Here is a 13,827-nt window from a genome sequence, read left to right on the forward strand (position 1 = left end):
ACCCAAAACCGTTCGGGGTGTCCGCAGTGACCAGGTACGAGTCCAAGACTCACTCCTGCTCACTGATTAGGAACGGTATGCGATCCGATGCGCGTCGGCCAGGTTGGCGGCGAGTCGCTCGCGCGTCTGGTGGGCGTGCGCCTGCCAGGCGGGCTGGCCGGGGCCGCTTCGCCAGGACTCGCTGAGCGGGCTGTTGTCGACGGTGTCGAATCCGAACTCGTCGTACAGGCGCGTGACGAGCTCCACCGCCTCGGGGTGGTCGCTGGAGACCGAGAGGGCGTGCCGGTCGGGAGTGCCCGGGGGACTCGCGGAGGCGAAGAGGCGCGGAGCCTGGATGTGGGTGAACGCCTTGGCGACCTTCGAGGCGGGCAACTGCTCCTGCCGCAGCTCGTGCACGGTCTTCTCCCCCGAGTCGATGGCGGGGAAGTGGCCGTCGCGCCAGGGCATGTAGTTGTTGGTGTCGAGCACGATCTTGCCGGCCAGCTGTTCCGCAGGCATGTCGTTGACCAGCTTGAGGGGGACGGCGATGATCACGAAGTCGCCCGCTGCGGCGGCGTCCGCCGCTGTCGCGGCACGGGCCGAGGGTCCGAGCTCGTCGACGAGGTGCGTCAGCGTTTCCGGGCCTCGTGAGTTGGCGATGACCACCTGGTAGTTGTGGGCGACGGCTGCGCGGGCGAGCTGGCTGCCCACCTCGCCCGCCCCGATGATGCCGATCGTGGTCATGCGTCGCTCCTCGGAGAGGAGATGATGCCGGCGCGCGCGAGCTTGGACTCGTCCTCGCTGCCCGGAACGGCCGTATAGGCGACGACCTTGAGGTCGGTGTCCCCGTCCGTCAGGACGTCGCAGTCGACGCTCACTTCCCCGATGTCCGGGTGCCGGATGGTCTTGCGGTCCTCGGCGTGCCGGCCCACGGCGGCATCGGCCCAGAACGCGGCGAACCGGGGGTTGCCGGCGACCCTGCCGGCCACCAGCTCGGACACGCGCGGATCGTCGGGGAACCGGGCCGCGGCCCGGCGCAGGTCGGCCACCAGGGCCCGGTCGGCGGCCTCGGCGTTGACCGGGATCACCGGCCAGCTCGTCAGACGGCCGCGGTCCGAGGCGACCGGGAAGCGCAGCCGCACCAGGTTGCGCTCCTCGGCCCCGATCCGCGTGGGTTCGCCGAACAGCGCCGCCCACCTGGGGTTCCACCAGACCAGCTGCCAGTCCGCGGCGAAGACCGCGACCGGAGTGGCGTCGAGCAGGGTCAGCAGCCGTCGCATGCTCGGCGGAATGTCGTAGACGACCCGTTGGTCCTGCGGCGGCCGGAACCCGGCGAGCCGGTGGAGGTGGTCGCGCTCGTCCTGGGAGAGCCGCAGCGCGCGGGCCAACGAGCCGACGATCTGCTCGGAGGGGCTGACGGCCCGGCCCTGCTCGAGTCGCACGAGGTAGTCGACGGAGAGACCGGCCAGTTCGGCGAGCTCCTCACGTCGCAGGCCCGGCGATCGACGCGCCCGGTCCACCGGCAGTCCGACGGCTCCCGGCGAGAGCCGGTCCCGCCAGGCCCGAAGCGTCGTTCCCAACTGGTTGTCGACGGCGTGTCCCTTGTTCACCACTGCATCGTAAACAGCCCGTGTCCGTCTCCGTGCTCGTCCGGGTGGTACCGCTGGTCCTACCGAAAACCGCTCCCTCGCCGGCGCCGGGCAGGCTCGGCCACACCCTGGAACACGCTCAGGACCACTCTCATCACCGGCGCCGGCAAAGGCCTCGGTGTCGAGACCGCCCACCGCCTCACCGAACTCGGCCGCACCGTGCTCCTCGGTGCGTCTCCTCACCCGTCGGCGCCAGGGCCGGCGGCGGCGCGGCGAAGGTGGCCCTCCCGGTCCCCGGGCTCGGGAGGACTCTGGGCCACCACCGTCGCCGTCCCTAACCTCGGTAGCGAGTCGAGCGGGGCACCGGTCCTCGCCGCTCTCCACCGATCCCGCACAGGAATCGACGCGCCCAGAAGGAGAAACCGATGACCGACTCCGGCCTCAAGGACTGGTACCTGCGCTACGTGGCGGCGCTCAACGCCCACGAGTTCGACGGCATGGACGAGTTCATCGCCGACGACGTCGTGCTGAACGGCGAACCGGGCACCCGCGACGACGTCATCACGGTCCAGAAGCACGACATCGAGGCCGTTCCGGACCTCCGCTGGGAGGTCAAGGAGCTGCTGTTCGACCGGGACCGGATCGCCGTGCGCGCGGTCAACACCGGCACCCCGGTGAAGGAGTGGCTCGGCGTTCCGCCCTCCGGAGCCTCCTTCGAGATCACCGAGTACGCCATCTACAAGGTCAGCGACGGTCGCTTCGTACAGATGACGGCGCTGCACGACTCGTCCGACCTGCTGCGGCAACTGGCCGCCTGACCTCGGCCGCAGCCGGCGCGGCAGCCCGGGATCTCCCGGGAGCACGTCCCCAGCGCCGCCTCGGCCGCCTCACCGGCCCGGGTGAGCTGGTGGACGAACCGCCTGCGGTAGCGGTGAGACGGGCGAACGGGGTGCAGTCGCTGGAGGTCATCGCGCGACGTTTACGTGACCTGCAGGATGCGAAATCGACATCCTCAGAGAGACCAGGATCCTTCACCGGGCCTGGTGACCTGGGTCAGCCGAAGAGCGCAACGACTCCGTTCACCCAGATCGCGAGGAACGCAAGGACCCCCACGAGGCAGCCGATGCCCGCCAGCACACCGCTGAACGACCACGGCTCGGAGGGCTCCTCGTACTTCTCCAGGCCGTCCCGGTAGGAGGCGGGGTCGTCCCAGTCGACGGGGTGCCCCAGCTCCTCGGCGCAGGCGGTCCGCACCGCGACCAGCTGCCCCTCCGCGAAGGCGGTGGCAGCCATCGCCTCGGGGCCGCGCCAGGCGAGGGCTTTCATCCGCCACCCGGGAGACTTGTACCGCGCTTCGAAGGCGGCGGTCTCGCCGGCATCGCGGTCCTCTTCGAGGTACATCCAGCGTCCGGCCTCGGCGGCGTCACCGTAGAGCCGGTACACCCCGGCCAGACGCCGGCGGAGCGTCAGGTCGTGCGGGAAGGACGAGACGAGACCGCGCAGGCGCTGGCGCGCGACGGGAACCCGGCCGGCAGCCAGATCCGCATCGACTCGGGCAAGGGTCTCTCTCAGGGGCATGAACGCATGATCGGGTACCGCATTGCTCTTCGTCGACCTGATTCTGTTGCCCGGCGTCGTCCGCGGCGGGCCGCAAGCGGGCTGCTTCCCTCCTCTCGGGGACGCTGACGCCGGAGAGAGGACGGAGGGGTACCGCTGGGAGACCCGCAGCACCCAGTCAGCCGGTGGCAGCCGGCTGCTCCCCGCCGCGGAAGGCTGGCATCTAGTGGTCACGGATCATCACCGTCGGCGGCGCGCGAAGCAGTATGAGGTGGTCCAATTCCCTCACTTACAAGGGGTTTTACATGCGCATACCGTTCGCGGCCAAGGCCGCTGTGGCCGCCGCTGTGGCCGCCGCATCCCTGACCGTCGCCGTTCCGGCCCACGCCGGTCAGCAGGCGGCACTCACCGAGGTCCAGTGCACCACTGACAAGGATCAGCTGCAGTTCACCAAGTTCATGGGGTGGAGCCGCTGTTTCAAGGGCGTGGGCGACCTCGACGTGGAGCCGACGTTCAACACCGAAGCGAGCTGGGTCAGCACCGGCAACCACTCGGGCTGGTTCAGCTACGAGCCCACCCCGGGTGACGTGAAGGTGCAGTACTTCGGCAAGTACCAGTCACTGACGGGTCAGTTCTACCCGCTCCGCCACATCCACGTGGACGGCTGAGCGGGGCTGATCCTTCAGCGGTGACCTGCCAGAGGTAGCCCGTCGGCTCGTCCTCGTCGCCGCCCGGACGGCGGCGACGAGGACGACTCTCCGCCCGCTTCACCGTGTCCGAGGTGCTCTTCCAGTCCGCCGTGCACCCGGGGCATGCCAACACGGCTTGCCCGGCAGTCGGCAGGCCGGGACGGCCAGGTGCGCCGCCGGTTGCCGTACGCGGGGCATGCCGCCTGAGGCCGTGCGGTTCCGGGGGCTGTACGTGGACCGGTGTCGACGTGTGGCGCGGGTGAGCGTCAGCGTCCCGGTGCTTCCCGGTTCGCGAGCACGCGTCGGCCGCCGCGTGCAGACGCCGTGCTGGTGTGCCGTCACCCACCTGTGGTGCCATGCGGCCTTGCACGGGTGTCCGCCACTGGCGGACGGGCGGGTCGGGGGCGAAGGCGGTCCGGGGCCCGGCGCGGGCGTTGCGCCGGCGGAGGCATGCGGCGACGGCGGCGTTCCCCTCGCTCGGGTCTACGATCAGCCCCCATGGACTGGCTGGAGCGGATCGCGAAGCTGAGGCAGTGGACCAGGAGCGGTACCCGCGCTCCGCACAAGCCGCTGCTGCTCCTGTACGCCCTCGGCCGGTTCCAGGACGACGCCGACGGCGGCCTGCGGTACACCGCGGTGGAACAGGACCTGCAACTGCTGCTGTCCGAGTACGGTCCGCCCCACAAGACGACGCCCGCATACCCTTTCCACCATCTGATCAGCGACGGCGTATGGGAAGTGGTCACCGACCGGGGGCCCGGCAGCCCCGGGAGCGGGGTGCTGGACCTCCGGAGGACGGGCGCCACCGGTCGGCTCGCGCCCGACTTGAGAGCGGCACTGCGACGCGAACCGCGACTGCTCGGCGGCATCGCGCGCCTGCTGCTCGACCTGCACTTCCCGCCCTCCCTCCACGGCGAGCTGTGCGAGGCCGTCGGCCTGGACCTGGAGCCGGCGGAGACCGGGCGGCTCGTGACGGCACGCAGGCGGCGCGACCCGCGGATGCGGGAGCTGGTGCTGACCGCCTACGAGTACCGGTGCGCCTTCTGCGGCTACGACGGCAGAATCGGCATGGTGCCGGTCGGGCTGGAGGCCGCCCACGTGCGCTGGTGGGCGTTCGACGGGCCCGACGACATCGAGAACGGGCTGTGCCTGTGCTCGCTGCACCACAAACTCTTCGACAAGGGCGCCCTCGGGATCGGAGACGACCGGCGCATACTCGTCTCGCAGCGCTTCGTCGGCCACAGTTCCGCCGCCCGTGAGTACGTCACGGCCCTCGCCGGCCGCACGCTCGTCGGCCCGCAGCCCGGCACGCTCCCTGTTGCCGCCGCTCACCGCGACTGGCATGCCCGTCAGGTCTTCCGCGGCGAACCGCGCCCCGCCGCGGCGGCTCGAACGGGAACGGGTGCCTGAGACCCCCGATCGGCCGGGAGCGGCCACCCCTTCCGTCCGCATCGGCGGGAACCGGCGACGCGGGCGTCACCGGCCGTTCGGGGCGGAGGCGGTCGCGGCGGCCGTGGCCGGGCCCTGCGGCACGTCCAGGCCGCGCGAGCTGACCGGCCGTACGCTGCCCTCGGCCAGCCGATAGGACAGGCCGACGACTGCCGTGCGCCCGGAGGCGACCTGGTCCGCGAGTTCCCGGGAGCGGTCCAGGACGAGGTCGACGGTGTGGCGGACGTGCGTGTCGATGAAGCCGTCGTTCTCGCTCACGCCGGCGGCCCGGGCGGCCAGCACGCTGGGGGTCACCCGCTCGATCACGTCCCGTACGTAGCCGTGCGGGGTGGTGCCGTTCTCCACGGCCGCGCGGGCGGCCGCGATGGCTCCGCAGGCGTCGTGGCCGAGGACCACGACCAGGGGACAGCCCAGCACGCTCACCCCGTACTCGATGCTGCCGAGGACCTCGGATCCCACGGCGTGCCCGGCCGTCCGCACGACGAACAGGTCTCCCAGCCCCTGGTCGAAGATGATCTCGGCGGCCAGCCGGGAGTCGGAGCATCCGAGCAGTACGGCGTACGGGTGCTGGGCGGACGCCGTGTCGGCGCGGCGGCCGGCGTCCTGGTTGGGGTGCCGGGGCGTGCCGCCGGTGAAGCGCTGGTTGCCTGCCAGGAGCAGGTCGAGGGCTTCGCGCGGAGTGGCAGGTGTTCCAGGGGTGACGTCGTTCATGGGCCGCAGGTTACGACCGGTTCCCGCTCACCGGCGTAGCAGGGGGGTGGACGGCATGTCGGCGCGTTCGGGTGAGGCTGGGACGGCCGGGGCACGGCCACCGGGTGCACAGCACCGAGCGAGAGGGCGACGTCACCGGCACGTCGGCGTGCCGTGTCGTGCCGCCCGCGCCGCCGCACACGCGGTGCACGCGGTGCACCGCACGGTGCATGCCATCACCTCGTCGGACCGCCCGAGGAGCGGCCCCCGGCGCACGGCCCGGTCCCCCACCGGCGCGGGCTCGCGGCGGACGCCGACGGCCGCGCCGGCCGTTCCCCGCGCACGGCAGTCGGGGCAGTGCGTCAGGAGTCCCGCCCCGCGGTGGTGACGGCGGACGGGGCGAACCTCTTGCGCCAGGCCAGGGACACGTGGACCAGACCGATCAGGACCGGCACCTCGATGAGCGGTCCCACGACGCCGGAGAGGGCCTGGCCGGAGGTCACGCCGAAGGTGGCGATGGCGACCGCGATGGCCAGCTCGAAGTTGTTTCCGGCGGCGGTGAAGGCGAGGGTGGCCGTGCGGTCGTAGGCGAGGCCGATCGCCTTGCCCAGCAGGAAGGTGCCGGCCCACATCACGGCGAAGTACACCAGCAGGGGCAGCGCGATGCGCACGACGTCGAGCGGCTGCGACGTGATGGTCTTCCCCTGGAGGGCGAAGAGGACGACGATCGTGAAGAGCAGGCCGTACAGCGCCCAGGGGCCGATCCTCGGCAGGAAGCCCGTCTCGTACCTCTCCCGGCCCAGCCTCTTCTCGCCGACGCGGCGGGTGAGGAATCCGGCGAGGAGCGGGATGCCGAGGAACACCACGACGTTGAGCGCGATCTTCCACACGGACACGTCCAGACCCTGTCCGTCGCCGAGGCCGAGCCACTGGGGCAGCAGGTCGAGGTAGAACCAGCCGAGCAGGCCGAACGCGATGACCTGGAAGACCGAGTTCAGGGCGACCAGGACGGCGGCGGCCTCGCGGTCCCCGCACGCCAGGTCGTTCCAGATGATGACCATGGCGATGCAGCGCGCGAGCCCCACGATGATCAGGCCGGTGCGGTACTCGGGGAGGTCCGGCAGGAAGATCCACGCCAGCGCGAACATCACGGCCGGGCCGATCAGCCAGTTGATGACCAGCGAGGAGACCATCAGCTTCTTGTCGCCGGTGACGGTGTCGAGCTTGTCGTAGCGGACCTTGGCCAGCACCGGGTACATCATGACCAGCAGGCCCAGGGCGATGGGCAGGGAGATCCCGCCGACCTCCAGGTGCGCGAGGGCGTCGTTCATACCGGGAATCAGGCGCCCCAGGCCGAGGCCCACCGCCATGGCGATGAGGATCCAGACGGCGAGGAAGCGGTCGAGCGTCGACAGCTTCGCGACGACGGAGGGCTCCTCGGCGGTCGTCGCGGGTGTGTCGGTGCGGGTCATGGACAGGCCCTCTTGTTCTCGGTGGCGGTACGGGCCGACTCGGCCAGACCGGCGAACTGGCCGGCGAGCGAGTCGATGACGTCCGGGCGCAGCTTGTAGTACGTGTAACGGCCGCACGGCTCCGTCTCGACGACCCCGGCCTCGCGCAGCACCCTCAGGTGGTTGGAGAGGTTGGTCTGCCGGGCACCGGTCTCCTCCACGAGGTGGGTGGTGCACAGCGTCTCTCGGGCGAGCAGGGTCACGATGCGCAGCCTGAGCGGGTCCGCCAGGACCCGGATCAGGTCAGCGTCGACTGACGTCATCATGCGCTGATACTCTCACATCAGTGGTGACTGATACCACCGGGTGCTGACGTCATGCGCACCTGACGCCGCCGCGAGACAAGAGAGACTTACCGATGCCCGACAAGCCCTCCGTGCTGTTCGTCTGCGTCCACAACGCCGGCCGTTCCCAGATGGCGGCCGCGTGGCTGACCCACCTGGCCGGGGACCGCGTCGAGGTACGTTCCGCCGGCTCCGACCCGGGCGAGAACGTCAACCCGGCCGCCGTCGAGGCGATGCGTGAGGTCGGCATCGACATCTCCGCCGAGGTGCCCAAGATACTGACCGTGGACGCGGTCGAGGAGTCCGACGTCTGCATCACCATGGGCTGCGGCGACACGTGTCCGGTCTTCCCGGGCACGCGGTACCTGGACTGGCAGCTGGAGGACCCGGCGGGGCAGGGCGTGGAGGCCGTCCGTCCGATCCGCGACGAGATCAAGGTGCTGGTCGAGAACCTGATCAAGGAGATCGCGCCGGATCCGCGGTCGTCGGCGGATCGCTGACGACCGCGACCGAGGTCCGGAACGAGGACCGGACGAGGGCGGGACGACGGAACGAGGACGGAATTGCCTCACCGTCGACCGGCGGCCTCTCGACAACCAGTGTGCCGGTGTCAGCCTCGGGGACGCCCCGGGAGCTTCGTGACTGCTTCAACCGTTGGCGGATGCGTTGCCGCGCCCGGAGCGCCGAGGAGTGGGCACGCTCGCGGGGCGTTCATCGCGGCCGGAGGCTCAGGAACCAGCCACGTTCGTGGGCGCGGTCCAGCCGGTAGCCCGGATCCACTCGGCCAGGTCCAGGGTGGCCGGCTCGATCGAGCGCACTACCGCGGGGTCCGAAGGGTATTCCGCCGCCTTCGCGAACTCGCGGAACATCACCTTGTCGAGGTCGGTGGGAAGCACGCTCAGCGGGAGGGACTCGTACCGTGCCGGGAGCCCGGCGCGCGCGCCGAACGCCGCGGCGATCTGGGGGCCCGTCAGCTCGTCGCCGACGAGCTCGACGGCTCCGCCGGGCGCCTCCGCGGTGCCGAGCAGGAGCGCGGCGGCGACCCGGCCGATGTCCCTGACCGAGATCATCTTCAGGGGGACGTCCTCCGGCAGCGGCAGCCTCAGCACGATCTCCCCGTGCTCCAGGCTCGGCGCCATCACGCTCGCGAAGTTCTCCATGAAGGCGGTCGCCCGAACCATCGAGGCCCTGAGGCCGGACTTCCTCAGGTGCTCCTCGATCGAGTGCTTCGAGTCGTGGTGCGGCACACCCGACTCCCGGTCCGCTCCGAAGACCGAGTTGAACACGACGTGCGGGACACCCGCCTCGACCGCCGCGTCGACGAGCGCGGTACCGATGCGGATCTCCGCCTCGACCTCTTCGAGGCTGTTCGCCTCCGGGGTCATGAAGTAGAACCCCTCGACCGTCGCCAGCGCGGCGGCCAGCGACGCCGGGTCGTCGGTCCGGATGGCCGCCGGCTCGACGCCGCGGGCGGCCAGCGCCCGAGCCCGGTCGGACTGCGGGTTGCGAACCAGAGCCCGCACCCGCGCCTTGTGGTCCAGCAGCGCGTCGACCACCGCCCCGCCCTGTTGCCCCGTCGCGCCGAAGACTGCGATCGTGCCGGCCGTCTGTGCGCTCATCGCTGCCACCCTTCACTAGTTCATGGCGTGAACGAAACTAGTTCACGGCATGAACGTCGTCAAGGTGCGAGTGCAGCGGGACCTCACGGTGTGATGGGTTGGTTCGAGGTGGGCGAAGAGAGGTCCGAGGTGTCCACGATGGCGGTGGCCAGGCGCTCGAAGTCGCGCTGGTCGTCGGCGTCGAGGTTCCTCGCGATCTCGGGCAGGCGCTTCGCGACCTCGGCGTAAACGGCCTCGGCGAGCACCTTCCCCGTGGGCGTCGCACTGAGCATGACGACGCGTCGATCCTGCGCCGAGCTTGCCCGGCCGACCAACTCGCGCCGCGCGGTGCGATCGACCAGCTGGCTCAATGCGTTCTTGGTCATACCCAACGACGCGGCGAGGTCAGCCATCTGCCGCGGCTCGTTCCTGACGGCGCAGAGCAGCGTGGCCTGCGAGGGGGTCAGGTCGAACCCTGCACAGACCTGCGCGTACTTGCGTTGAATCACAACCGAGAGCCAGAAGAGCTTGTCGCCATAGTCCACGCCGACCTCCCTGGTCCGATGACGAACGATCAGCCTACTCGTCGCGGGCCGGCAGCCCGCACTGGGCGGCCTTCCGGACTCGGCCGTTGGTGTTCGTCCCACAATGCGGGTGATGACCGTACCGCTGGAGGCCTCCCGGCTGGTCCTGGCGTCGAGCCCCGCAGGCAAGATGCGCGAACTGCCGCTCACCGTCGCGTCAGACCATCCTGGCCGGACAGGCGATACAGCTACGTTGCCAGAGGCAGCCGAAGGACAAACGGCTATCCGGGCCCCGAGCAGGACTCGCCCCCGTTCCCCGCGCGGGCACGGGGGCCAACCATCGCCGACCATGGCCAGCCATCGCTGAAGGTCACACCCGCCCCACGCCTGGTCACGCGGCGGGCGGGCGGACCTGCGCTTCACCGGGCGGCGGACGGCCGGTCCTGCGCTCCGTCGGGCGGCGGGCGGCCGGACCCGGCGGTCAGTGACCGCCCGTGAGCTGACCCGCGAGCCGCCCGTGCATGTCGGCGCTGGGCTCGTTGAGACCGGTGATGGTGACCTTCTTGCCGCGCTGGGCGTACTTCGTCTCGATGGCGTCCAGGGCCGCGACCGACGAGGCGTCCCAGATGTGGGTGCCGGACAGGTCGATGACGACGTCGTCGGGGTCGTTCTTGTAGTCGAACTGGTGGACGAGGTCGTTGGAGGAGGCGAAGAAGAGTTCGCCGGTGACCGAGTAGACGACCTGCTTGCCGTCGGGATCGACGACGCCGGACACGTTGGCCAGGTGGGCGACCCGCTTGGCGAAGATGATCATCGCGGCGACGGAGCCGACGACGACGCCGATGGCCAGGTTGTCGGTGGCGACCACGACGATCACCGTGGCCGCCATGACGACGGTCTCGCCCAGCGGCATGCGCTTGAGGGTCCTGGGCCGGATGGAGTGCCAGTCGAAGGTGCCGACCGACACCATCACCATGACGGCGACGAGTGCGGCCATGGGGATGTCGGACACGACCGGGCCGAAGACGATGCACAGCACCATCAGGAAGGAGCCGGCCAGGAAGGTGGACAGGCGGGTGCGGGCCCCGGACACCTTCACGTTGATCATCGTCTGCCCGATCATGGCGCAGCCGCCCATGCCCCCGAAGAAGCCGGTGACGATGTTGGCGACGCCCTGGCCGACGGACTCCCGGGTCTTGTTGGAGTGCGTGTCGGTGATGTCGTCCACGAGCTTGGCCGTCATCAGGGACTCCATCAGGCCCACCAGCGCCATGGCGAGGGCGTAGGGCGCGATGGTGGTCAGCGTGTCCATGGTGAACGGGACGTCCGGCAGCCCCGGAACGGGCAGGGAGGACGGCAGCTCGCCCTTGTCACCCACCGTGGGGACCGCGATGCCGGCCGCGACGGTGATCACGGTGAGCACGACGATGGAGACCAGCGGCGCCGGGACCACCTTGGTGACCTTCGGGAAGAACACCATGAGAGCCAGGCCGCCGACGAGGAGCGGGTAGACCGCCCAGGGGACGTCGTGCATCTCCGGCACCTGGGCCATGAAGATCATGACGGCCAGGGCGTTGACGAAGCCGACCATCACCGAGCGGGGCACGAACCGCATCAGCTTGGCCACCCCGAGGGCACCGAGGATCACCTGGAAGACACCGGCCAGGATGACGGCGGCGACCAGGTAGCCCAGTCCGTGCTCCTGGTTCAGGGGGGCGATGACCAGGGCGACCGCGCCGGTGGCGGCGGAGATCATCGCCTTGCGCCCGCCGACGACCGAGATGACGACCGCCATGGTGAAGGAGGCGAAGAGCCCGATGCTGGGGTCGACTCCGGCGATGATCGAGAAGGAGATCGCCTCGGGGACGAGCGCGAGGGCCACGACCAGGCCGGCCAGCACCTCGGTGCGCAGGACCTTCGGGGAGGCAAGCCAGTCGGGCTTGGACATGCGGAACCTGGGATCTGCGGACAGCGGTGAGGACATGCAACCGTTCCTGTTCGGGCGCACGCGTCCGTTGCCGCTGGACACACGCGCAGGGTGTACGTGATTCCACGAAGGTGCGGAATCCCCGGCAGCCCGGCCGCTTCGGCGGGGGCCTGCCGGACGGGGCGGCAACCCTCTGTCGCCGGTCGGGCATCATTGCCTGGAAGTCTTCGGTGCCGTCACAGGTTCCGTCGGGGGCCTGCGCTGCGGCGATCGTGCCCTTGCCGTGCATGGAGCGGCGGAGGCGAGCACGTCCCGCAACTCTACCCTGACGTGAGGGCAGAGTGCGAGTTGCGGCTTGTGAAACACAGGTGAACAGCACATGAGTTCCTGTGACTGTTCTCACCTGGACTGGCGCACTTGACTGTTTCGCCATCAGGCGGACGACAGAGGGAGATGGCTCAGCGATGACGGAACACCGGCAGATGCAGATCGGCGAGGTGGCCGAGCGGACCGGTTTGTCGTTGCGCACCATCCGTCATTACGAAGAAGTCAGCCTGGTCATTCCCTCGGCCCGCAGCAAGGGCGGCTTCCGGCTGTACACGGCCGCGGACGTCGACCGGCTGATGGTGATCCGCCGCATGAAACCGCTCGACTTCTCCCTGGAGGAGATGCGCGACCTGCTGGACATCACCGACCGGCTCGCCGCGTCCGACGAGGCCCCCACCGGAGAGGAGCGGGAGAGGCTGCGGGAGCGGCTGGACTCCTACCGGAAGGTGGCCGACGCGCGCTGCGAGACGCTCCGCGCCCGCCTGGCGATGGCCGAGGACTTCGCCGCCACGCTCCGGCAGCGCCTCGAACACTGATTCGGCGGGCACGGCGGCCACCGTCACGAGGGCCAACACCGTTCCGGTCCCGGCACGGGCAGCGGAAGCAGGACGCGGTGAGCTTGAGTGATGACTGCCGGATCACCCAACAGTCGACACTTCGTCCGCGCGCTCCACAACACACAGCCCCAGCCCCGGTTCACCGACCGGGCGAAGTCCGAGTCCCGCCTCGGCGGCCTCGGCCGCCAGCGTGTCCCGCGCGGCGACCCACCACCGGTACTCCACCGACGCCCCGCCCACCGGGCTTCCTCGGCGCAGAACGGCGTAGTCCATGCGCCAGGTGATCTCGTCCACGCCGGTGGGCCGCGCACTGGCCCAGCCCTCGTACTCCAGTTCACCGACGGTGACCCGGGCCATCCGCACCCGCTCCACCTCCACCGGGGTGAACGGCGGAGCGACGTTGAACACCAGCAGCCCGCCGGGGGCGAGCCGTCGCGCGGCGCGACTCCACAGCGCACGCCTCTCCTCGGGCGGGAGGTGACCGATCATGTTGAGGGCCACCACCGCGCGCACCCCGTCGGGCCAGTCGACGCTCGCGCAGTCACCCGGAAGCACGGTGACGCGCTCGCGCAGGCGGTCGTCCTCGTGGACCCGGGCGAGCAGGACGGCGCGCATCGCCGCCGACGGTTCGACGGCGAGCACGGGAGCGTGCGGCAGCGCGTCGCGGATGACGCGAACACCCCGGCCGGACCCGGCCCCGAGGTCCACCACGGTGCCGGTCTCGGCACGAACGCGGGACAGGACGTCGGCCAGCGCCGGTGCCAGCGGCTCCCACGTCTCGGCGATCATGATGTCGAGGTACTCCGCGGACCGCTCGTAGGGGTCGCTCATCGCTCCTCCAGGAATCCGATGCCAGACGGTTCGTCAAAAAGCGGCGCGGCGGCCGGCAGTCGCGGGCAGGACGGACACCGGACGCCCGGAGGCCTCCTCGGGGGAGGCGCGCAGCACGTGACCGCCACGGTAATCGACAATGAATTCCATTACTAGCAATCGTCGTCGACCGTGCGCGCGACGGCACACCAAGGCGGAACCCGGGGCGCCGCACGCTCGACGCCCCACACCCTCCGGCGGCAGCGTCCACCGTGCGCACCCTCCGCCACGTACATCCGATTCACGTTCTTCATACTTCGTACGGAATTCATGTCG

The 13,827-nt window shown here is 70.3% G+C and carries 15 protein-coding genes; 5 read left to right on the plus strand and 10 right to left on the minus strand.

Going from position 1 to position 13,827, the window contains the following annotated elements:
• Positions 1 to 66: 66 nt before the first annotated feature.
• A complete protein-coding gene (locus tag ACP4IX_RS05290; protein ID WP_426526258.1) occupies positions 67 to 723 on the minus strand; it encodes an NADPH-dependent F420 reductase in 657 nt (218 codons plus the stop codon).
• On the minus strand, positions 720 to 1,589 hold the full coding sequence (locus ACP4IX_RS05295) for a helix-turn-helix transcriptional regulator (protein WP_426526256.1): 870 nt from the start codon (positions 1,587 to 1,589) through the stop codon (positions 720 to 722). Before ACP4IX_RS05295 ends, ACP4IX_RS05290 begins: the two co-directional genes overlap by 4 nt.
• Before the next feature lie 404 nt (positions 1,590 to 1,993).
• Between ACP4IX_RS05295 and ACP4IX_RS05300 the strand changes: the two genes are divergently transcribed.
• On the plus strand, positions 1,994 to 2,386 hold the full coding sequence (locus ACP4IX_RS05300) for an ester cyclase (protein ID WP_426526254.1): 393 nt from the start codon (positions 1,994 to 1,996) through the stop codon (positions 2,384 to 2,386).
• A gap of 235 nt (positions 2,387 to 2,621) precedes the next feature.
• On the opposite strand, the gene ACP4IX_RS05305 is transcribed toward ACP4IX_RS05300, so the two are convergent.
• Positions 2,622 to 3,146, minus strand: coding sequence for a DUF6584 family protein (locus tag ACP4IX_RS05305; RefSeq protein WP_426526252.1), 525 nt, complete (start codon positions 3,144 to 3,146; stop codon positions 2,622 to 2,624).
• Positions 3,147 to 3,430: 284 nt separating this feature from the next.
• Here ACP4IX_RS05305 and ACP4IX_RS05310 point away from each other — a divergent pair, with 284 nt between their 5' ends.
• Entirely contained in the window at positions 3,431 to 3,793 is a 363-nt protein-coding gene (locus tag ACP4IX_RS05310; RefSeq protein WP_426526250.1) for a hypothetical protein, read from the plus strand.
• A gap of 519 nt (positions 3,794 to 4,312) precedes the next feature.
• Positions 4,313 to 5,224 (plus strand): phosphorothioated DNA-binding restriction endonuclease, encoded by a 912-nt coding sequence (locus tag ACP4IX_RS05315; RefSeq protein ID WP_426526248.1) that lies wholly within the window; start codon positions 4,313 to 4,315, stop codon positions 5,222 to 5,224.
• Between the two features lie 66 nt (positions 5,225 to 5,290).
• Here ACP4IX_RS05315 and ACP4IX_RS05320 read toward each other — a convergent pair whose 3' ends face one another.
• From ACP4IX_RS05320 to ACP4IX_RS05330, 3 genes are all read right to left on the minus strand, one after another.
• On the minus strand, positions 5,291 to 5,974 hold the full coding sequence (locus tag ACP4IX_RS05320; protein WP_426526246.1) for a carbonic anhydrase: 684 nt from the start codon (positions 5,972 to 5,974) through the stop codon (positions 5,291 to 5,293).
• Positions 5,975 to 6,315: 341 nt separating this feature from the next.
• A complete protein-coding gene (arsB, locus tag ACP4IX_RS05325) occupies positions 6,316 to 7,425 on the minus strand; it encodes an ACR3 family arsenite efflux transporter (protein WP_426526244.1) in 1,110 nt (369 codons plus the stop codon).
• Complete coding sequence (locus ACP4IX_RS05330) at positions 7,422 to 7,730, minus strand: ArsR/SmtB family transcription factor (protein ID WP_426526242.1); 309 nt, start codon at positions 7,728 to 7,730, stop codon at positions 7,422 to 7,424. Before ACP4IX_RS05330 ends, arsB begins: the two co-directional genes overlap by 4 nt.
• Positions 7,731 to 7,822: 92 nt before the next feature.
• Here ACP4IX_RS05330 and ACP4IX_RS05335 point away from each other — a divergent pair, with 92 nt between their 5' ends.
• Positions 7,823 to 8,248 carry an arsenate reductase ArsC gene (locus ACP4IX_RS05335; protein WP_426526240.1) on the plus strand — a complete coding sequence of 142 codons (426 nt, stop codon included), beginning with the start codon at positions 7,823 to 7,825 and terminating at the stop codon, positions 8,246 to 8,248.
• Positions 8,249 to 8,476: 228 nt separating this feature from the next.
• Here the strand turns inward: ACP4IX_RS05335 and ACP4IX_RS05340 are convergent, their stop codons facing one another.
• The 3 genes from ACP4IX_RS05340 to ACP4IX_RS05350 all read right to left on the minus strand — a co-directional run bounded on the left by ACP4IX_RS05340 (position 8,477) and on the right by ACP4IX_RS05350 (position 11,854).
• Positions 8,477 to 9,367 (minus strand): NmrA/HSCARG family protein, encoded by an 891-nt coding sequence (locus tag ACP4IX_RS05340; protein ID WP_426526238.1) that lies wholly within the window; start codon positions 9,365 to 9,367, stop codon positions 8,477 to 8,479.
• 83 nt (positions 9,368 to 9,450) lie between these two features.
• The gene (locus ACP4IX_RS05345) at positions 9,451 to 9,891 is read right to left on the minus strand and encodes a MarR family winged helix-turn-helix transcriptional regulator (RefSeq protein WP_426526236.1); all 441 of its coding nucleotides are present in this window, start codon (positions 9,889 to 9,891) and stop codon (positions 9,451 to 9,453) included.
• A 460-nt stretch (positions 9,892 to 10,351) separates the two neighbouring features.
• Positions 10,352 to 11,854 (minus strand): SulP family inorganic anion transporter, encoded by a 1,503-nt coding sequence (locus ACP4IX_RS05350; RefSeq protein ID WP_426526234.1) that lies wholly within the window; start codon positions 11,852 to 11,854, stop codon positions 10,352 to 10,354.
• Between the two features lie 407 nt (positions 11,855 to 12,261).
• On the opposite strand from ACP4IX_RS05350, the gene ACP4IX_RS05355 reads away from it, so the two are divergent.
• Positions 12,262 to 12,660, plus strand: a complete 399-nt coding sequence (locus ACP4IX_RS05355; protein WP_426526232.1) for a MerR family transcriptional regulator — start codon at positions 12,262 to 12,264, stop codon at positions 12,658 to 12,660.
• A gap of 102 nt (positions 12,661 to 12,762) precedes the next feature.
• Here the strand turns inward: ACP4IX_RS05355 and ACP4IX_RS05360 are convergent, their stop codons facing one another.
• Positions 12,763 to 13,512, minus strand: a complete 750-nt coding sequence (locus ACP4IX_RS05360) for a class I SAM-dependent methyltransferase (protein WP_426526230.1) — start codon at positions 13,510 to 13,512, stop codon at positions 12,763 to 12,765.
• Positions 13,513 to 13,827 lie beyond the last annotated feature (315 nt).

The organism is Streptomyces sp. WG5 (assembly GCF_049974565.1).
Taxonomy (GTDB): Bacteria; Actinomycetota; Actinomycetes; order Streptomycetales; family Streptomycetaceae; genus Streptomyces.

Bases quoted from the DNA above. Each gene is read 5' to 3' on its own strand.
- ACP4IX_RS05290 (WP_426526258.1), bottom strand. From the start codon at position 723: ATGACCACGATCGGCATCATCGGGGCGGGCGAGGTGGGCAGCCAGCTC.
- ACP4IX_RS05355 (WP_426526232.1), top strand. From the start codon at position 12,262: ATGACGGAACACCGGCAGATGCAGATCGGCGAGGTGGCCGAGCGGACC.
- ACP4IX_RS05360 (WP_426526230.1), bottom strand. From the start codon at position 13,512: ATGAGCGACCCCTACGAGCGGTCCGCGGAGTACCTCGACATCATGATC.
- ACP4IX_RS05305 (WP_426526252.1), bottom strand. From the start codon at position 3,146: ATGCCCCTGAGAGAGACCCTTGCCCGAGTCGATGCGGATCTGGCTGCC.
- ACP4IX_RS05335 (WP_426526240.1), top strand. From the start codon at position 7,823: ATGCCCGACAAGCCCTCCGTGCTGTTCGTCTGCGTCCACAACGCCGGC.
- ACP4IX_RS05320 (WP_426526246.1), bottom strand. From the start codon at position 5,974: ATGAACGACGTCACCCCTGGAACACCTGCCACTCCGCGCGAAGCCCTC.
- ACP4IX_RS05330 (WP_426526242.1), bottom strand. From the start codon at position 7,730: ATGATGACGTCAGTCGACGCTGACCTGATCCGGGTCCTGGCGGACCCG.
- arsB (WP_426526244.1), bottom strand. From the start codon at position 7,425: ATGACCCGCACCGACACACCCGCGACGACCGCCGAGGAGCCCTCCGTC.
- ACP4IX_RS05350 (WP_426526234.1), bottom strand. From the start codon at position 11,854: ATGTCCTCACCGCTGTCCGCAGATCCCAGGTTCCGCATGTCCAAGCCC.
- ACP4IX_RS05315 (WP_426526248.1), top strand. From the start codon at position 4,313: ATGGACTGGCTGGAGCGGATCGCGAAGCTGAGGCAGTGGACCAGGAGC.
- ACP4IX_RS05340 (WP_426526238.1), bottom strand. From the start codon at position 9,367: ATGAGCGCACAGACGGCCGGCACGATCGCAGTCTTCGGCGCGACGGGG.
- ACP4IX_RS05310 (WP_426526250.1), top strand. From the start codon at position 3,431: ATGCGCATACCGTTCGCGGCCAAGGCCGCTGTGGCCGCCGCTGTGGCC.
- ACP4IX_RS05300 (WP_426526254.1), top strand. From the start codon at position 1,994: ATGACCGACTCCGGCCTCAAGGACTGGTACCTGCGCTACGTGGCGGCG.